Here is a 17,516-nt window from a genome sequence, read left to right as displayed (position 1 = left end):
TCGGTGATGGGCGGGAGGAGTGGGTTTCAGGCTCGGCGGATGCGCCGGTTGAGACGGCTCGCCAGGCGCTCGCCGAGGGTTTGCACCGCCTGCACGAGCACGATCAGCACGACCACGACGGCGAGCATCATCTCGGGGCGGAAGCGCTGGTAGCCGTAGCGGATGCCGAGATCGCCGAGGCCCCCGCCGCCCACCGCCCCGACCATGGCCGAGTAGCCGAGGAGCGACACCACCGCGAGGGTCAGGCCGAGGACGATGCCGGGCAGGGCCTCGGGGATCAGCACCTTGCGGATGATCTGCGTCGGGCTCGCCCCGAAGGCGCGGGCGGCCTCGACGAGGCCGGGATCAACCTCGCGGATCGCCGCCTCGACGAGCCGGGCGATGAAGGGTGTCGAGGCCACGGTGAGCGGCACCGTCGCGGCCCAGGTCCCGATCGAGGTGCCGGCGATGAGCCGGGTGAACGGGATGATGGCGACGACGAGGATGATGAAGGGCGTCGAGCGGGTGGCGTTCACGACGAGGCCGAGCACGCCGTTGAGCCAGGGCGCGGCCAGCAATTCCCCGCGCCGGCTCGTGGCCAGGAAGACGCCGAGCGGCAGCCCGAACAGGGTGCCGAGGGCCGCCGCGAGGGCGACCATGGTGAGGGTGTCACCGGTCGCCTGAAGCAGCAGGCGGGTCATCTCAGGCGACATGGCGGTCCTCCGCGCTGCGGGCCGGCAGGTATCCGAGAAGGTCGGAGACGAGGCCGTGCGCATCCAGGAAGGCGCGTGCCCGCACAACGACGTCGGGCCCTGCCGGCAGGCTGACCGCGAGGGAGCCGAAGGGCTGCCCGGCGATCTCGTCGACGGTGCCGGACAGGATGTTCGCCTCGATGCCGGTCTCGCGGGCCAGGCGCGCCACGATCGGGTCGTTGGCATGCGGCCCGCGGAAGGCGATGCGCAGCACCGCCGCCGCCCCGGAGACGGGCTCGCGGCCGAGCTGCGCCGCGAGGGCCGCCGGCAAGGTCAGGCCCATCTCGCCGGCCAGCAGCGTGCGGGTGACCTCGGCCTGCGGGCGGGTGAAGACCTCGAACACGTCGCCCTGCTCGACGATGCGGCCGTTCTCCAGGACGGCGACCCGGTCCGCGATGGCCCGGATCACCGACATCTCGTGCGTGATGAGCAGGATGGTCAGGCCGAGCTCGCGGTTGATGCGCCGCAGCAGCGCCAGGATCGCGCGGGTGGTCTCGGGATCGAGGGCGGAGGTCGCCTCGTCGGACAGGAGCACGCTCGGGCCCGTGGCGAGGGCGCGGGCGATGCCCACGCGCTGCTTCTGCCCGCCCGACAATTCCGACGGGTAGCGGTCGCGCTGGTCCTCGAGGCCCGTCAGCGCCAGCAGCTCCTCGACCCGGGCGCGGATCTCGGCCTTGCCGCGGCCCTCGATCTCGAGGGGCAGCGCGATGTTGCCGAAGGCGCTGCGCGAGGAGAGCAGGTTGAAGTGCTGGAAGATCATGCCGACGCCGCGGCGCACCCGGCGCAGCGCCCGCTCGTCGAGGGCGGAGATCTCCGCGTCGCCGACGCGGATGCGGCCGACATCCGGCCGCTCCAGCCCGTTGACGAGGCGGATCAGGGTCGACTTGCCCGCCCCCGAACGTCCGATGACGCCGAGCACGGAGCCGGCCGGCACCGCAAGGTCGATGTCCGCGAGGGCGGAGACGCTGGTGCGCTGGCGCGTCGCGTAGGTCTTCGAGACGCCCTCGAAGCTGATCAGCGGCTGCGACGCGATCCGAGGATCGGTGTTCGGCCTGTCGAATGGGATGTCGGGCACCCTGCCTCCTCGCGGGCCCGGGACCCACGGGCCCCCGGCCGATCCCGGTCAAGCATCTGTCGAAATTCGTCATCCTGTTTATTGTGCGGCCCGGCCTCCTATCAATGGTGGCGCAGGCTGAATTTGCCCCTCGCGATAGAAGAGTTTTCGCGCACCTCGCGCGAGCCGGGGAATTCCATTCCCTTCGGTCTTGGGAGAGACCGCCAAACGGCAGCGCCGTGCACGGTCGGCAGGCGCCCGGCGGCGAAGCGGTCCCGTGCGCGCGGCTCGGGCAGCGGCTCGGTCTCCGCACCCGCCCGGAAAGAAGTCATCCGAGTTCGCTCCAGAACCGAGCGAATGTTTCCCCGCATCGCCGCAAATTCAAAATACGGTTTTATTGCATTTTTGCGGGTGGCGCGGTTCTTTTGCTTGTCGGCTTCGTGATGACCGGAACCCCGAACGGGGTGGGCGTGTCGTGCCTGTCCCGGACAGGTGCCCCTGATGGGCCCAGGTGCCCCTGATGGGCCGCGGCGTCGGCAATCGAAGGCTCTTATCCGAACAGGCGGGCCGGACGGCTCTGGAGACGATCATGATCGACGATGTGTCCCGGCGTGGCCTCGAGCACCGCGACGCCGAACCCCTGTCGCGGCGGCGGCTCCTGCGGGCGGGCTTCAGCGCCGCCGCGGCCCTGCCCCTCGGGCTCGCCGCCACGACGAGCCGCGCCTGGGGCCCCGGGCCCGGCACGCCCTTCGATCCCGGCCCGCTCTGCCGGCCGGTCGCGGAGAATGCGGGCGGTCCGCTTCGGAGCCTCAAGCTCGCCTGGAACGCCACTGCCATCTGCACCGCCGCCGCCCCCCTGGCCAAGGAGCGCGGGATCTTCGCCCGCCACGGCCTCGACGTGGAATTCGTCAATTTCGGCGGCTCGACCGAGGCGCTGCTCGAGGCCATCGCGACGGGCAAGGCCGATGCCGGGATCGGCATGGCCCTGCGCTGGCTGAAGCCCCTGGAGCAGGGCTTCGACGTCAAGATCACGGCGGGCCTCCACGGCGGCTGCCTGCGGCTCCTCGGCGCGAAATCCGCCGGGATCACCGACATCGCCTCCCTCAGGGGCAAGACGATCGCGATCAGCGACCATGCCAGTCCGGCCAAGAACTTCTTCGGTCTGATGCTGGCCGATGCGGGCATCGACCCGGAGACGGGCGTCGCGTGGCGGCCCTACCCCGCCGATCTCCTCAACCTCGCGATCGAGAAGGGCGAGGCCCAGGCGCTCGCCGATGCCGATCCGCGCACCTGGATCTGGCTCAAGGACCAGCGCCTGACCGAGGTCGCCACGAACCTGTCCGGATCTTACGCCGATCGCACCTGCTGCGTCGTCGCCGTGCGCGGCAGCCTGATCCGCAGCGACCGCGCCGTCGCCGGCGCCTTGACGCGCGCCGTGCTGGAGGCCGGGCACCGGGTCGCGGAGGATCCGGCCGATGCCGCCGGGATCTTCGCCGGGTACGGAGGCAAGGGCTCGATCGAGGATCTGACCGCGATGCTCAGGAGCCAGACCCATGCCCACCGGCCGGTCGGCCCCGACCTCAGGGCGCAGCTCGTGCTCTACGGCGACGAGTTGAAGCGCGTGAACGTCCTGAAACGCACGACCGACACGGCGAAGTTCGCCGAGCGCGTCTACGCCGACGTGCTGAGCTGAGGAGCCCCGCGATGACGAGCGTCACGGCCGGCTCGCTCCCGCGCGCATCGGCCCGTCCCGCCGCTCCCCCCTCGCCCTGGGTCCGCTGGGGGACCGTCCTGGCCGCCCTCCCCTGGCTCGCCCTGTCCGTCGCGACCCGGCGGCTGCCGGAGACCGGCGACTTCCCCTATTCCCTGGTCTTCGCGAACGGCACCGGCCTCCTCGGCCTGCTGCTGCTCACCGGGCTTCCGGTCGCGCACGGGCTCGGACGGGTCGGCGCGCGGCTGCGGCACTGGGCTCCCTGGATCGGGGTGCTCGGGCTGGCCTTTCTCGCCTGGGAACTCGTGACCGCGAAGCTCGAGCTTCTGCCGATGCCGTTCTTCCCGCCGCCGCAGGCCATCCTCGAGGTCTTCCTCGACGATTGGGCCCGGCTCGGGCACAGCACCTTCAATTCCCTCGTGCTGCTCGCGGGCGGCTACGCCATCGGCGCGGCGGTCGGCTTCGTCCTCGGCGTCGCGATCGGCTGGTCGCGCGCCGTGGGGTACTGGGCTCACCCGATCCTGCGCTTCGTCGGGCCGCTGCCCGCCACTGCCTGGCTCCCCCTCGCCTTCTTCGTCTTCCCCTCCTCGTGGTCGGCCAGCACCTTCCTGGTGGCCCTCGCCACGGGCTTCCCCGTCACTGTCCTGACATGGTCGGGGGTGGCGGGCGTCAACAAGGCCTATTTCGACGTGGCCCGGACGCTCGGAGCCTCGGGCACCTTCCTCGTGCTGCGCGTCGCGGTGCCGGCGGCGCTGCCGCACGTCTTCGTCGGCCTGTTCATGGGCCTCGGCGGGTCCTTCGCGGTGCTCGTCGTCGCCGAGATGCTCGGGGTGAAGGCGGGTCTCGGCTGGTACCTCCAATGGGCCCAGGGCTGGGCCGCCTACGCCAACATGTACGCGGCCCTGATCGTCATGGCGCTGATGTGCTCGAGCCTGATCAGCCTGCTGTTCCGCCTGCGCGACAGGCTGCTCGCCTGGCAGAAGGGCCTGGTGCAATGGTAGCCGCGCTGCCGCGCTGGGCGGCCCTGCGGCGCCCCCTTCGCGCCCGCCCGCCCGCGGCCGATCCGGCACCGGAGGGCGCGCGGGGCGCGGAGCTGTCGGTGGAGGACGTGTCCCACGCCTTCCAGATCAACGGCGCCCCCCTGCCGGTCCTCGACCGGATCAGCCTGTCCGTCGCGCCGGGGGGCTTCGTTGCGCTGCTGGGGCCGTCCGGCTGCGGCAAGTCGACCCTCCTGCGGCTCGCCGCCGGCCTCGAGCCGGCCGATGACGGCCGCCTCGTCCTCGACGGGGAGAGGATCGACCGCCCGGACCCCTCGCGGCTGCTCGTCTTCCAGGATCCGACCCTCTATCCCTGGCGGACCGTGCGCGGGAACGTCGCCGTCGGCCTCGAGGCCCGGGGCCTCCTCGCGCAGCGGAGGGGGCGGATCGACGAAGCCCTGGGCCTCGTGGGCCTGTCCGCCTTCGCGGAGGCCCACCCGCACCAGCTCTCGGGCGGCATGCAGCAGCGCACGGCGCTCGCCCGGGCCCTCGTCAACGATCCCCGTCTCCTCCTCCTCGACGAGCCCCTCGGCAAGCTCGATGCCCTGACCCGCCTCGCCCTGCAGGACGAACTCGTGCGCCTGTGGCGCCGGAGCGGGTTCACGGCCCTCCTCGTCACGCACGATGTGGAGGAAGCCCTGGTTCTGGCCGAGCGCGTCGTCGTCCTGAGCGACCGGCCCGCGCGCATCCGGGCCGAGATCAGGGTCGAGGCGCCCTATCCGCGCCGGCGCGACGATCCGGAACTCGTCCGCCTGCGCAGCCACATCCTGAACATCCTCGGCCATGCCGCCTGATCCGCCGCCCGAACCGTCGCGCCCGGCATCCCGATCTGCGAGCCGGCGCGGCTTCCTGCGGCTCGCCGGGGGGCGCGGCCTGCCCCGGCGCGCGGGGCGAGGGCGCCGCCGCCGAAGCCCTGGCCGGCGGCCAGGGGACGCTCGCCACGGCGAAGCCGCTCCGGACGGTCGGCAGCTTCTGGCCCTGCGCCACCACCCTGTTCGACTTCGTCCGCCGCGCGATGCCCTTCGACGCGCCGCAATCGCTGAGCGGGGACGCGACCTACGCGGTCAGCGCCTACGTCCTTTACCGGTTCGGCATCCTGGCCGCCGACGCCGTGCTCGACCCGTCCACGCTGCCGAAGGTCCGGATGCCGAACCGGGACGGCTTCACGGCCGACCCGCGCCCCGACGTGCCGGCGCCCGCCCGCTGACGCCGCCGCGGCTCAGGCTTCGCTCGACACGATGTCGCGCAGCCGGTCGGGGCGGGTCAGGCGGATATGCTCCTTGTCGACGGCCACGATGCCGTCGCGCTGGAATCGCTTGAGCATCATCGTCACCCATTGGCGGGTCGACCCGACGAGGGCGGCGATCTCGTCATGCGTGATCCGCCGATGGATCACGGTCGTGCCGGCCTCGGCCGTGCCGTAGAGCTCGCCGAGGTTGAGGAGGAGTTGCGCCAGGCGCTCGATCACCGAACGGGTGCCCAGCATCTGCGCCATCGCGGTGTAGCAGCGGCCCTTGGCCTCCAGCGCCTCGATCAGGCAGAGGGCGAAGCTCGGCATCTGCTGGATCAGCCTGCGCAGCGTCGCGCCCGACAGCATCGTGAGCCGCACCGTCTCGATCGCCTCCCCCGACCATTGATGCGTGCCGCCGCCGGACAGGCTCGGGCCGCCGATGAAGTGGCCCGGCGTCCAGTAGGCGAGCGTCACCTGGCGGCCCGAGGGGCCGTCGTAGAAGACGCGCACCCGGCCCTCCTCGATCAGGAAGATGCCGCCATGCGGCTCGCCCTGGCGGAAGACGCTCCGGCCCGCGCCCACCGAGACCGGCCGCCCGGCGGCGCGGACGCGTGCGGCCTCCGCCGCCGTCAGGCGGTCGAGGAAGCCGGCACCGTCGTCGAGACCCTCGGTGGTCTCGCTCAGGAAGAGCGCGCTCGCGATCAGCGGAGCGGGCGTGCGCAGCGGTGTGACGGCGGCGGTCGAGACCATGGGGCGAGGCGATCCACGTGCGGCGGTCCGGGAGGCGCGATTATCGGGCGGCAGCGCCTTCGAGCAATTCCAAAAAACGGCATCGCCAACCGATGTTGTTCCCTCACGGCACGCGACGGGAGACGGAATTTCTTTCCGACACCTCTTCGCCGCGCCGGCTGAGGATCGGAAGCCGGTTCGCCATCGATTGCGCGTCGCGACGGCAGGTCGGACACCCAATCGACCGCGCCGCATCCACCCCGTCGCCGGCGCGCCTGCCGGCGGTCGCTGCTCGGATTGCCGGCGCGCTGACGGCCCGCTCAGGTGCGGGCGGCCGGGATCACCGAGCCGCGGTAGCGCTCTCGGATGAAGGCGCCCACCTCGGCCGATTCCAGCAGCGCGGAGAGCCGCTCGACCCGCGGATCGTGGGCGAGGGCCTCCGTGGTGACCAGGACGTTGGCGTAGGGGTTTCCCTCCGCCCGTTCGAGCCCGAGGGCGTCCTTGGCCGGGTTCAGCCCGGCCTCGAGGGCGTAGTTCCCGTTGATCACCGAGAGCGCGACGTCGTCGAGGGAGCGCGGCAGCTGGGGCGGCGCCACCTCGACGAAGGTGAGGGCCTTCGGGTTGTCGGCGATGTCGCCGGCCGTCGCGAAGGTGCCGTCCCCGCCCGGCCGCAGGCGGATCAGGCCGTGATCCTGCAGGAGCTTCAGGCCGCGGCTGAAATTCGTGACGTTGTTCGAGAGGGCGACGGTCGCACCCCGGGGCACGTCCGCCAGCGCCTTGTACCGCCGCGAGTAGATCCCGAGGGGCTCGACATGCACGGTCGCCGTCACGGCGAAGCGGATGCCGAGCTCCTTCTCCTCCGCGCGCAGATACGGCACGTGCTGGAAGAAGTTCGCGTCCGCGTCGCCGTCGAGGAGAAGCCGGTTCGGGCGGATGTCCCCGCTGATCTCGATCACGCGCAAGGGCAGATCGCGGGCGAGCTTGTCCTGGACGAAGGCCAGGATCTCGGCGTGCGGCACCGACGAGGCGACGACGCGCAGGGGCGTCGCGGCCCTGACCGAGGAGATCGCGACGAGCGCGAGGGAACCGCCCAGGAGGGCGCGGCGGGTCGGATGCATGGGCGACACCTTCGGTTGGGGGTTTCGTTGCGGGGTCAGTGGGCGTGCGCGGGCAGGCCGCCCGCGAGCCGCGGCTGGGCTGCGAGGAGCGTGCGGGTATAGGCGTGGCCGGGCGTGCACAGGACCTCGCCGACGGGCCCCTCCTCGACGAGCCGTCCGTCGTGGAAGACCAGCACCCGGTCGGCGAGATGCTGGATCACGCCGAGATCGTGGGAGATGAAGAGCAACGCGGTCCCGAGGCGGTCCCGCAAGTCGCCGAGCAGATCCAGCACCTGCGCCTGGATCCCGATGTCGAGGGCCGAGACCGGCTCGTCGCAGACGATGAGCGCGGGCTCGGCCGCGAGGGCGCGGGCGATCGAGACGCGCTGGCGCTGGCCGCCCGACAGCGCGCGCGGGTGGCGCCCGGCGAGGTCGGCGCGCAGGCCGACCTGCTCCAGGAGCGCGGCCACACGCCCCGGCCTGTCGGCCGGGCGCAGGCCCGCGAGGTTCGCCGCGATGATCTCCGAGACCCGGTAGCGCGGATCGAAGCTGCTCAGGGCGTCCTGGGGGATGTACTGGAGGCGCGGGCGCAGTGGGCGGCGCTCGGGTTCCCGGATGCCCGACCAGGGTTGGCCGAGCAGGCGGACCGCGCCGCGATCGGGGGCGAGGAGGCCGAGGACGATCTTCGCGCAGGTCGACTTGCCCGAGCCCGATTCGCCGACGATGCCGACGACCTCGCCGGCCCTCACCGCGAAGCTCACATCCGTCAGGGCGGTCAGGGTGGAGCCGGCGCGGCCGATGCCGGGCCTGGTCGGGTAATCCTTCGCGATGCCGCGGACCTCGAGGACCGGAACGTCGCCCGGTCCCCGGCGCGGCGGCGGCGCGGCGCGCGCGGGTCCGGACGGCCCGACCGGCGTCGCGGACGCGAGCCGCCTGCCGCGCGACGCGGCGGACGGGATCGCGGCGATCAGCTGGCGCGTGTAGGGATGGCGCGGGCGCATCAGGACGTCCGCGGTCGGCCCGCTATCGACCGCGCGCCCCTCGCGCATCACGATCACCCGGTCCGCGATCCCGGACACCACCGCGAGGTCGTGGCTGATCAGCAGGAGCCCCGCGCCCTCGCGCACCCGCTCGGCCAGGACCTGCAGCACCTGCGCCTGTACCGCGACGTCGAGGGAGGTCGTCGGCTCGTCCGCGATGATCAGGTCCGGATCGCCCGCGATGGCCGCGGCGATCAGGGCGCGCTGGCGCAACCCGCCGGAGAGCTGGTGGGCATATTGGCGCGACCGGACCTCCGGATCCGGGATGCCGACCTTGCCGAGGACGTCGCGCACCCGCGCGGCGATCGCCGTACGGCCGCGGAGGATGCGGTGCTCGGACAGGACCTCCCCCACCTCCTGGCCGATGGTCCGCAGCGGATCGAGGGAGACGAGGGCGTCCTGCATCACGAGGCCCGTGACCGTACCGCGCAGGCGCCGCCAATCGGCCTCGCGGAAGCCGCGCGCGTCGCGCCCCCGGAGATGGAAGCGGCGGGACTCGACCCGTGCGCCGTCGCCGGCGAGGTTCAGGAGGCTGCGCGCCGTCAGGCTCTTGCCCGATCCCGATTCCCCGACGAGCGCGACGCACTCGCCGGCGCGGATCGCGAGGTCGATGTCCCGGACGATCGGGGCGCCGGATCCGGACGCGGCGAACCCGATCGACAGGCCCCGGATATCGACGAGGAGGGGCGGTTCCCCGTGCCCCCCGGGCGTCTTCGTGTCCGCGATCATGCGAGGCGCCCCTCGAACCGCTTCTGCAGGACCCCGCCGACGACGCTGAAGGCGATCACCGTGAGGGTGATGGCGGCGCCGGGGAAGACCGCGGGCCACCAGGCGACGCGCAGCACGTCGCGGCTCTCCGCCAGCATCACCCCCCATTCCGGCGTCGACGGCTGCGGACCGAGGCCGAGGAAGCTCAGGCCCGAGACCGTCAGGATGGTGCTGCCGATATAGACCGTCGCGATCACCGGGACGGCGACGAGGACGTTCGGCAGGACGTGGCGCAGGAAGACCTGCCTCCGGCCGAGACCGTAGATCGCGGCCTGGGTCACGTAATCCGCATCGCGCACGAGCTGGGTCTGGGCCCGCACCACGCGGCCGAATTTCGGGATGCCGGCGATGCCCACCGCCACCGCGATGTTCAGCATGCCCTGCCCGAGGAAGGTGACGACGAGCATCGCCAGCAGCACCCCCGGGAACGAGGACAGCACGTCGAAGATGCGCGAGGTCGCCTCGTCGAGGAGGCGGTTCTGCTGCCCGGCGAGGATGCCGAGGAGGACGCCGGCCACGACGCTGATCGCCATGCCGCTGAGGCCGATCAGCAGCGAGTAGCGGGCCCCGTGGAGGGTGCGGGCGAGGACGTCCCGCCCGAGCCGATCGGTGCCGAAGAGGTGCGCCCAGCTCGGCGGCTTCAGGCCTTCGGCGAAGTCCCCCGTCAGCGGGTCGTAGCCGGTGAAGAGGCTCGGGACGGCCGCGACGATCAGGAGCGCGACGAGGAACAGCGCCGAGAGGTGGAAGGCGGGCGCTGAGGTCCAGTCCCGCCCCGGCTTGGACGCCCGGAGGCGGTCGAGGCCGGGGAGATCGCCGGGCGGGAACGCCGCGGCGATCTCGCCGGGCGCAGCGGCGGGCATTCGGGAGGGAGCGTTCATGCGGCTCTCAATCGCGGGTCGATCAGCAGGTAGAGGATGTCGAGGATGGTCGAGGCCGCGACGTGGATGAAGGCGGCGAGCAGCACCACCGCGAGGACGACGGGCACGTCGTGGGTCAGCACGGCACCGAGGGTGACGCTCCCGAGCCCCGGCCGGCCGAAGACCTTCTCGGTGATGACCGCGCCCCCGAGGAGGCCGCCGATCAGCCAGCCGCCGAGCGTCACGGCCGGAAGCAGCGCGTGGCGCAGCACGTGCCGGGCCCGGATGGCGAACTCGCCGACGCCCCGCGCCCGGATCGTCGTGACGAAGGGCTGGTCGAGGGTCTTCTCGATCGCTTCGCGCAGCACCTGCGCCAGGAGCCCCGCGGTCGGCAGGGCGAGGGCGATCGACGGCAGCACGAGGGAGGTCCAGCCGTTCGCGCCCGAGACCGGGAACCACCTCAGGGTGAACGAGAACAGCATCAGCAGGAGGATGCCGATCCAGAAGACCGGGGTGGAGGCCAGGACGAGTTCGAGGATCGAGGCGAGCTTGCGCGCGCGGCGGCCGCGACCGGCGGTGAGGAGCGCCACCGACACCGCGAGCGCCACGGCGAGCACGCCCGCCGCGAGCGCGAGCTGCACCGTCGGCCAGAGCTGCGAGCCGACGATCTCGGTCACCGGCTGGCGCAGGACGTAGGAGGTGCCGAGATCGCCGCCCGCGATCCGGGACACGAACGCGGCGTATTGCTCGAACAGGCTCCGGTCGAGGCCCCATTCGGCGGCGATGGCCTCGCGCAGGCCCGGGTAGTCGACGTCCCCGGCGAGGATATCCTCGATCCGACCCGGCAGGGCATGGAGGGCGAGAAAGGCCGCGGTGACGCTCGCCCAGGCGACGACCAGGCTCGTGAGCAGGCGGGATGCGATGCGCGACCACATGGCGGACCTCACGCGCCTTCGAGCCAGACGTCGTAGGCGCTCGAGGGCGAGTCGAGGCCGGCCTCGAAGCTCAGGCCGCGCACCCGCTTCTTCGCCGCCAGGAACCAGCTCGGCGCGAAGAGCGGCACGATGAAGGCCTTCTCGACGCCGAGCGCCTGGATCCGGTCGGTCAGCGCGCGCTTGCGCGTCGGGTCGGTCGCCTGCAGGGCCTCGTCGATCAGGCCGGTGATCTCGGGATCGGGATGGGGGACGTTGGTGTAGAGGAACCCCTTCGAGCCGAGCATGTCCCAGAGCTCCCGCGCCGGATCGGACGGATTGTCGGTGTTGGGGTAGATCGCCCAGGTGCCGGTCGCGTTGCCCTTGGCGTATTCGCCGGCGGTGACGATGCGCAGGTTCAGGTCGAGGCCGATATTCTTGCGCAGGGCCGCCTGGATGCCCTGGATCAGGATTTCGCGGTTGTCGCGCACGTAGGGCTGGGGATAGCCGACATCGATGCGCAGGCGCCGCCCGTCCTTCGTCCGGAACCCCTCCGCGTCGCGCGTCGTCCAGCCGGCTTCGTCGAGGAGCCGGTTCGCCCCCGCGATGTCGTTGCCCCACGCCCCGACGAGGGCCTTGTTGTAGGCCGGGTTGGCGGGCCCGATGATCGACCAGGCCCGCGGCACGTGGCCGAGATAGACCTGACGCACGATCGGCTCCGGATCGAAGCCGTCGCGCAGGGCGCGGCGAACCCGGACGTCGTCGGCCGGCCAGCGCGTGTAGTTGATGTTGAAGGTGAAGGACGTGCTCGCGCCGGACGGCCCGACCAGCAGGGTGAAGTCCGGCTGATCGGCGAAGAGCGAGACGTCGGTGGCCTGCACGCCCTCGATCACGTCGACCTGCCCGGAGGTCAGCGCGCCGGTGCGGACCGCGTATTCCGGGAGGAACCGGAACGTGAACCGGTCGAGATAGGCGGGCCCGTGATGGGCCGCGTAGCCGGGTGCCCAGGCATAGGCCTTGTTCCGCACGAAGGTGGCGGATTGGCCGCGCACGTAGCGTTCGAACACGAACGGGCCCGTGCCGGCGAGCGCGGGACCGCCGCCGCAGAGGTCGCCCTTCGCCAGAGCCTTCGGCGAGATCAGGCCGAGCTTCACGTTGGAGACGGATTCGAGGAACGTCGAATCCGGGCGCGACAGGGTGAACCGCACCACGTGGGGTGCGACGACCTCCGCGCCCGTGAAATTCTCGAGGAGGGAGGCCGCGGTGGCGGCGTTCTCCGGCTTCTTGACGAAATCGTAGTTCGCCTTGACGGCCGCCGCGTCGAACGTCTCACCGTCGTGGAAGGCGACATCCTCCCGCAACGTGAAGGTGTAGGTCAGGCCGTCCGGTGCGATCGACCATTGCGTCGCGAGCCAGGGGGCGAAGCTGCCGTCCGCCCGCTTGCCGACGAGCGAGTCGATGTAGTTCCGGGCGACGAAGAAGGCCGCCTGCTGGGACGACCGATGCGGATCGAAGCAGGAGGGTTCCGTCGTCACCCCCCAGGTGATCGACCCTCCGGGCCGGGGTTGAGCCGCATCGGAGCGGGCACGCACGGCGTCCGCGAGGCCGGCCGTGGAGAGCGCAGCCAGCGCAAGCAACGAAACAAATTTTCGCATCGACCTCGGCTCTGGCCTAAATCCACTCTCGGCAACATCCGATACGCAGAAAATCTCCCCTAATCATATCGGTGAGAGATTTCGGCTTCATCTGTGGAGCGGATCGGGTTAGCTGTTGTGAGGGCGATCTAAGTCGCGAACACGGTCAAAATCAACTCATCACGATCAAGCAATCGGTCATGATCAGCTTTTTGGAAGCTTCATGATGCCTGGGCATCCAAGCGTAGATGAACAGGCTGTGCCGCGCGGAAGCGGGAGATGCGATCCTCTCCCCCGACGGCGGGCCGTGCCGGCCCCGCCGGCCTCTCACCCTTCAAACGCCAGACGAGCCTTTCGATGAGCGCGAGACGACTCCACCTCAACGTCAATCTGCTGCATTCCGGCGTCTATCCATCGGCCTGGCGCCTCCCGGCCAGCCGGCCCGACGCCTTCATGGATGTCGGCCACTACGTCCGGGTCGCCCGCATCGCGGAGCGGGGCAAGCTCGACGCGATCTTCCTCGCGGACACGCCCTCCGTGTCGGACCGGATCGACTACCGGCCGTTCCTGTCCCTCGAGCCGACGATCGTGCTGGCGAGCGTCGCCGCCGCCACCACGCATATCGGCCTGATCGCGACGGCCTCGACGACCTACAACGAGCCCTACAATCTCGCCCGACGCTTCGCCACCCTGGATCATGCCAGCGGCGGCCGCGCCGGCTGGAACGTCGTGACCACGGCGGATGCCGCCGCGAGCTGCAATTTCGGGCTGGCCTCCGTGCTCGAGCACGGGGCGCGCTACGAGCGCGCCCGGGAATTCGTCGACATCGTCCATGCCCTCTGGGACAGCTGGGAGGACGATGCCTTCGTGGGCGACAAGGAGACGGGGCGCTTCGTCGACACCACGAAGGTGCATCCCATCCGCCATCGCGGCGCCCATTACGCGGTGGAGGGACCCTTGAACGTGCCGCGCCCGCCGCAGGGCCGTCCCGTCACGGTGCAGGCCGGCGGCTCGAACGACGGCCGCGATCTCGCGGCCGCGACCGCGGATGCCGTCTTCACCCTGTCGCAGACGATCGCGGACGGCGTCGCCTACGCACGCGACCTGCGCGCCCGTGCCGCCAGCCTCGGCCGCGCGCCGGGCTCGATCGTGATCCTGCCGGGCCTCGCCACGGTGATCGGCAGCACGGAGGCGGAAGCGCGCCGCCGGCAGGATGAGCTGTGGGAGCTCGTGCCGCTGGAATACAGCCTCGCGCGCCTGGCGGGGACGCTTCAGATCGCGCCGGAGCGACTCGCGCTCGACAAGCCCCTGCCGGACCCGCTGCCGCTGCCCGCCAATGCCAACCAGACCATGTTCCAGGGCACCGTCGCGCTCGCGCGCCGCGACAACCTCACGGTGCGCGAGCTGCTGCGGGCGCTCGGCGGCGGGGTCGGCCATCGCATCGTCGTGGGGACGCCCGACGCCGTTGCGGACGATATCGAGGCCTGGTTCCGGGCCGGCGCCGCCGACGGCTTCAACCTGATGCCCGACGTGCTGCCGGAGGGCCTCGAGACCTTCGTGGACGCGGTGGTGCCGATCCTGCAGCGGCGCGGCCTGTTCCGGACCGCGTATGCGGGCTCCACCCTGCGCGAGCATCTCGGCCTGGACCGGCCGCCGAGCCGCAACGCGCAACCCGGGCCCGAATCCCTCTCGGCCTGACGGGGGCACGGGGGAGCCGTGGGCGCGGCCCCCTATTCGGCTGCGACGCGCCCGGACTGTGCGGGCTTCCGATGGGGCGGCCGCGCCAGGCCGAGGTGCTCGCGCAGGGTGGAGCCCGCATAGGCGGTCCGGAACAGGCCGCGCCGCTGCAGCTCCGGGATGACGAGGCTCGTGAAATCCTCGAGCCCGCCCGGGAGCGTCGGGGGCATGATGTTGAACCCGTCCGCCCCATAGGCCTCGAAGCTCTCCTCCAGCGCGTCGGCGATCTGGACCGGCGTCCCGACGAGGGTCCAGTGACCGCGCGCGCCCGCGATCCTGAGATAGAGGTCGCGGATCGTCAGGCCCTCGCGGCGGGCCAGCCTGAGGAGGAGGTCCTGCCGGCTCTTGCCGCCATTCGTCTCCGGCAGGTCCGGCACCGGCGCATCGTCCGGATAGGCCGAGAGATCGGCGCCGCTGAGCTGCTCCAGCAGCGAGCGGCCGACGACGGGATGGATCAGGTCCTGAAGCTGCCCGTACTTGTCCTGCGCCTCGGTTTCGGTCCGGCCGACCACCGGGAAGGCGCCGGGCATGATCTTGAGCTCGTCCGGCGCGCGGCCGTGCCGGGCCATCCGGCCCTTCAGATCCGCGTAGAAGGCCTGCGCATCCGCGAGCGTCGCCTGCGCGGTGAAGACGATCTCGGCGGTGCGTGCCGCGAGCGCCTTGCCGGCCTCCGACGATCCGGCCTGCACGATGACCGGGTGCCCCTGGGGCGGGCGCGGCACGTTGAGCGGGCCGCGCACCGAGAAATGCTCGCCCTCGTGCCCGAGCAGGTGCAGCTTGTCCGGATCGAAGAAGCGTCCCTCCGCGGCGTCGCGCACGAAGGCCTCGTCCTCGAAGCTGTCCCAGAGGCCGGTGACGACGTCCACGAATTCCTCGGCGCGGCCGTAGCGCCGGGCGTGGGCGAGATGGCTGTCGCGGCCGAAATTGTAGGCCTCGCGCGGGTCGGCGGAGGTCACGAGGTTCCACCCCGCCCGGCCGCCGCTGAGATGGTCGAGGGAGGCGAACTTGCGCGCGACGTGGAAGGGCTCGTTGTAGGTGGTCGAGGCCGTGGCGACGAGGCCGATGCGCTCCGTCACGGCGGAGAGGTGCGAGAGCAGCGTCAGGGGCTCGAACTGCCCGACGTAGCGGATCGCCGTGCGGCTCAGCGCATCGATGTCGTCGCCCCGGATGCTGACCCCGTCGGCGAGGAAGAGGAGGTCGAACTTCGCCGCCTCCGCCGCCCGGGCGAGCTGCCGGTAATGCGCCGCGTTGGTGCCGGCATCGGCCTGCGACGCGGGGTGGCGCCACGCCGCGACGTGGTGACCGCCCGGGTACAGGAAGGCCCCGAGATGCAGGGTCTCCGAACGACGCGCCATGATCGATCCTTCGCGATCGGGCCGGTCCTGCGGGATCCGGCGGGTTGGAGGCTGATGCGGGCCCGGGGCCGGATGCCGCCCCTCAGGCGGAGCCCACCCGATATTGCCGGGGCGGCGCGGCGCCGTTGACCGCGAAGGCGCCGACCGTCCGCTCCCGGTAGATGCGCGGATTGTGGGAGGCGATCGTCCGGGCGTTGCGCCAGTAGCGGTCGAGCCCGAGCCCCTCCTTCACGGCCGACGCCCCGAGGGCATCGAACAGGGTCGTGGTGGCGTCGAGGATGAGGCTCGTCACCACCGTCACCCCCTGGTTGACCTCGACATCCGCCAGGGAGGCCGCCGCGTCGGCCTCCTCGTTGCGGCCGGCCCGGCGGGCGTCGTGGCTGCGCTGCAGGGCCTCGGCCGCCTTGAGCACGACGGCGCCCGCTGCGTAGGCCGCCCCGCGCACATGCCCGACCACCTGGAGGATCTGCGGGTCGTCCCGGGTCCGGCCGGCATTGCCGTGGCTGTAGACCCGCGTCCGCTCGGAGACGAGGCGTGCCACATCGTCGGAGGCGGCCCGCCCGATGCCCGCGAGCGTCGCGAGGTGGACGAGCTGGAAGAACGCCATCGCGTAGGGGAAGCGCTCGGGCGTCGGGTTGATCAGCTCGGCGGGCAGGTGGACATCGGCGAAGCGCGCGGTTCCACTCGCGGTGAGGGCCTGCCCGAACCCGTCCCAATCGTCCAGCACCGCGACGCCCTTGGCGCGCCGCGGCACCAGCGCGACGACCGGCTCGCCCGCCTCGTCCTGGGCCGAGACGTGGATCCAGTCGGCGAAGAGCGAGCCCGTGGTGTAGAACTTGGTGCCACCGAGGAGCCAGTCCGCGCCGCGGCGGTGCAGCACGGTGTCGAACTGCCCCACCTTCGCCTCGCCCGTCTCCGAGACGCCGCTGCCGACGGTCTGCCGGTCGCCGATCCGGCCGAGCCATCGCGCCCGCCAGTCCGGCGAGGGCGAGCAGAGGGTGTCCTCGGTGAAGCCGAAATGGGCGCGGAGCGCGTTGGTGACGTTCGAATCGGCCGCGGACAGCTCGATCAGGAGGTTGAAGAGTTCGGGCAGGCTCGCATCGGACCCGCCCTGGTCCTGCCCGAGCCGGAGGGCAGTGAAGCCGGTCTCCTTCAGCCAGTCGATCTCCGCGTGCGGCAGCCGATGCGCGCGGTCGCGCTCGACCGCGGTGGCGCGAACGCGCGCGAAGACCGGGCGGAAGCGCGCGGCCAGATCCTCGTAGCGTGGGCTCGCCCCGGCACCCCATCCCGCTTGGGTCTGTGACATGCTGCTGATCCGATCCTGTGACCCGGAGCCCTGACGGGGGCCTGCCTGCGCCTCCACGGCGGCGAGGAATCATCGATTTTGCCGCCATCCACAAGTCGATTCATAGTCGAACCAAATCAAGATGCGCGACTTTAGAAGCTGAACCCATTGGGTTTGCGCGGGATGAACGTTCCTTCTGCTGAGGAAGCAGGTGGAGAAAGATCATTCTCGTTGACCGGTCGGGATCCGGGACTAGTCTTCCGGCCTCATCCTGAGTTTGAGCGCGCACGCCGCCTGCGACGTGCCCGGACCCGCGAGCGCACCCGGCCTCCAGCCGCC

At 71.6% G+C, this 17,516-nt stretch carries 14 protein-coding genes and 1 pseudogene; 5 read left to right on the top strand and 10 right to left on the bottom strand.

Translation table 11 applies throughout. The features are described 5' to 3' along the window. Nucleotides 1–26 precede the first annotated feature (26 nt). Together F6X51_RS18185 and F6X51_RS18180 are read right to left on the bottom strand one after the other, a co-directional pair. On the bottom strand, nucleotides 27–692 hold the full coding sequence (locus F6X51_RS18185; protein WP_150965095.1) for a methionine ABC transporter permease: 666 nt from the start codon (nucleotides 690–692) through the stop codon (nucleotides 27–29). Further along, nucleotides 682–1,806, bottom strand: a complete 1,125-nt coding sequence (locus F6X51_RS18180; RefSeq protein WP_407658618.1) for a methionine ABC transporter ATP-binding protein — start codon at nucleotides 1,804–1,806, stop codon at nucleotides 682–684. Before F6X51_RS18180 ends, F6X51_RS18185 begins: the two co-directional genes overlap by 11 nt. A gap of 568 nt (nucleotides 1,807–2,374) precedes the next feature. Here F6X51_RS18180 and F6X51_RS18175 point away from each other — a divergent pair. From F6X51_RS18175 to F6X51_RS18160, 4 genes and pseudogenes are all read left to right on the top strand, one after another. Then, nucleotides 2,375–3,478: an ABC transporter substrate-binding protein gene (locus F6X51_RS18175; protein ID WP_150965094.1), complete on the top strand. Its 1,104-nt coding sequence runs from the start codon at nucleotides 2,375–2,377 to the stop codon at nucleotides 3,476–3,478. A gap of 11 nt (nucleotides 3,479–3,489) precedes the next feature. After that, nucleotides 3,490–4,497 carry an ABC transporter permease gene (locus F6X51_RS18170; RefSeq protein WP_150965093.1) on the top strand — a complete coding sequence of 336 codons (1,008 nt, stop codon included), beginning with the start codon at nucleotides 3,490–3,492 and terminating at the stop codon, nucleotides 4,495–4,497. Then, nucleotides 4,491–5,327: an ABC transporter ATP-binding protein gene (locus F6X51_RS18165; protein WP_150965092.1), complete on the top strand. Its 837-nt coding sequence runs from the start codon at nucleotides 4,491–4,493 to the stop codon at nucleotides 5,325–5,327. Before F6X51_RS18170 ends, F6X51_RS18165 begins: the two co-directional genes overlap by 7 nt. A 74-nt stretch (nucleotides 5,328–5,401) precedes the next feature. Continuing rightward, nucleotides 5,402–5,740, top strand: a pseudogene (locus F6X51_RS18160) (c-type cytochrome); the annotation flags it as partial. A gap of 12 nt (nucleotides 5,741–5,752) precedes the next feature. Here F6X51_RS18160 and F6X51_RS18155 read toward each other — a convergent pair. The 6 genes from F6X51_RS18155 to F6X51_RS18130 form a co-directional block, all read right to left on the bottom strand. Beyond that, the gene (locus F6X51_RS18155) at nucleotides 5,753–6,514 is read right to left on the bottom strand and encodes a Crp/Fnr family transcriptional regulator (RefSeq protein WP_150965091.1); all 762 of its coding nucleotides are present in this window, start codon (nucleotides 6,512–6,514) and stop codon (nucleotides 5,753–5,755) included. A gap of 299 nt (nucleotides 6,515–6,813) precedes the next feature. Continuing rightward, complete coding sequence (locus F6X51_RS18150) at nucleotides 6,814–7,611, bottom strand: MetQ/NlpA family ABC transporter substrate-binding protein (RefSeq protein WP_150965090.1); 798 nt, start codon at nucleotides 7,609–7,611, stop codon at nucleotides 6,814–6,816. 35 nt (nucleotides 7,612–7,646) lie between these two features. Continuing rightward, the gene (gene nikE, locus F6X51_RS18145) at nucleotides 7,647–9,359 is read right to left on the bottom strand and encodes a nickel ABC transporter ATP-binding protein NikE (RefSeq protein ID WP_150965089.1); all 1,713 of its coding nucleotides are present in this window, start codon (nucleotides 9,357–9,359) and stop codon (nucleotides 7,647–7,649) included. After that, nucleotides 9,356–10,276 carry an ABC transporter permease gene (locus F6X51_RS18140; RefSeq protein ID WP_210250318.1) on the bottom strand — a complete coding sequence of 307 codons (921 nt, stop codon included), beginning with the start codon at nucleotides 10,274–10,276 and terminating at the stop codon, nucleotides 9,356–9,358. Before F6X51_RS18140 ends, nikE begins: the two co-directional genes overlap by 4 nt. After that, nucleotides 10,273–11,190, bottom strand: a complete 918-nt coding sequence (locus F6X51_RS18135; RefSeq protein ID WP_150965088.1) for an ABC transporter permease — start codon at nucleotides 11,188–11,190, stop codon at nucleotides 10,273–10,275. The genes F6X51_RS18140 and F6X51_RS18135 overlap by 4 nt, the downstream gene beginning before the upstream one ends. 8 nt (nucleotides 11,191–11,198) lie before the next feature. After that, complete coding sequence (locus F6X51_RS18130; RefSeq protein ID WP_210250317.1) at nucleotides 11,199–12,701, bottom strand: ABC transporter substrate-binding protein; 1,503 nt, start codon at nucleotides 12,699–12,701, stop codon at nucleotides 11,199–11,201. Nucleotides 12,702–13,157: 456 nt separating this feature from the next. On the opposite strand from F6X51_RS18130, the gene F6X51_RS18125 reads away from it, so the two are divergent. Further along, on the top strand, nucleotides 13,158–14,498 hold the full coding sequence (locus tag F6X51_RS18125; protein ID WP_150965086.1) for an LLM class flavin-dependent oxidoreductase: 1,341 nt from the start codon (nucleotides 13,158–13,160) through the stop codon (nucleotides 14,496–14,498). Between the two features lie 32 nt (nucleotides 14,499–14,530). On the opposite strand, the gene F6X51_RS18120 is transcribed toward F6X51_RS18125, so the two are convergent. Together F6X51_RS18120 and F6X51_RS18115 are read right to left on the bottom strand one after the other, a co-directional pair. Then, nucleotides 14,531–15,892: an LLM class flavin-dependent oxidoreductase gene (locus F6X51_RS18120; protein WP_150965085.1), complete on the bottom strand. Its 1,362-nt coding sequence runs from the start codon at nucleotides 15,890–15,892 to the stop codon at nucleotides 14,531–14,533. An 82-nt stretch (nucleotides 15,893–15,974) separates the two neighbouring features. Next, nucleotides 15,975–17,198 carry an acyl-CoA dehydrogenase family protein gene (locus F6X51_RS18115; RefSeq protein ID WP_150965084.1) on the bottom strand — a complete coding sequence of 408 codons (1,224 nt, stop codon included), beginning with the start codon at nucleotides 17,196–17,198 and terminating at the stop codon, nucleotides 15,975–15,977. Between the last annotated feature and the right edge of the window lie 318 nt (nucleotides 17,199–17,516).

The sequence above is a fragment of the Methylobacterium planeticum genome, assembly GCF_008806345.1.
GTDB classification, from domain to species: Bacteria; Pseudomonadota; Alphaproteobacteria; order Rhizobiales; family Beijerinckiaceae; genus Methylobacterium; species Methylobacterium planeticum.
This window is presented reverse-complemented; position numbering and strand designations above follow the sequence as displayed.

Excerpts from the sequence above, each read along its gene's own strand:
- F6X51_RS18185 (WP_150965095.1), bottom strand. The coding sequence starts at position 692 with ATGTCGCCTGAGATGACCCGCCTGCTGCTTCAGGCGACCGGTGACACC.
- F6X51_RS18175 (WP_150965094.1), top strand. The coding sequence starts at position 2,375 with ATGATCGACGATGTGTCCCGGCGTGGCCTCGAGCACCGCGACGCCGAA.
- F6X51_RS18170 (WP_150965093.1), top strand. The coding sequence starts at position 3,490 with ATGACGAGCGTCACGGCCGGCTCGCTCCCGCGCGCATCGGCCCGTCCC.
- F6X51_RS18165 (WP_150965092.1), top strand. The coding sequence starts at position 4,491 with ATGGTAGCCGCGCTGCCGCGCTGGGCGGCCCTGCGGCGCCCCCTTCGC.
- F6X51_RS18155 (WP_150965091.1), bottom strand. The coding sequence starts at position 6,514 with ATGGTCTCGACCGCCGCCGTCACACCGCTGCGCACGCCCGCTCCGCTG.
- F6X51_RS18150 (WP_150965090.1), bottom strand. The coding sequence starts at position 7,611 with ATGCATCCGACCCGCCGCGCCCTCCTGGGCGGTTCCCTCGCGCTCGTC.
- nikE (WP_150965089.1), bottom strand. The coding sequence starts at position 9,359 with ATGATCGCGGACACGAAGACGCCCGGGGGGCACGGGGAACCGCCCCTC.
- F6X51_RS18140 (WP_210250318.1), bottom strand. The coding sequence starts at position 10,276 with ATGAACGCTCCCTCCCGAATGCCCGCCGCTGCGCCCGGCGAGATCGCC.
- F6X51_RS18135 (WP_150965088.1), bottom strand. The coding sequence starts at position 11,190 with ATGTGGTCGCGCATCGCATCCCGCCTGCTCACGAGCCTGGTCGTCGCC.
- F6X51_RS18125 (WP_150965086.1), top strand. The coding sequence starts at position 13,158 with ATGAGCGCGAGACGACTCCACCTCAACGTCAATCTGCTGCATTCCGGC.
- F6X51_RS18120 (WP_150965085.1), bottom strand. The coding sequence starts at position 15,892 with ATGGCGCGTCGTTCGGAGACCCTGCATCTCGGGGCCTTCCTGTACCCG.
- F6X51_RS18115 (WP_150965084.1), bottom strand. The coding sequence starts at position 17,198 with ATGTCACAGACCCAAGCGGGATGGGGTGCCGGGGCGAGCCCACGCTAC.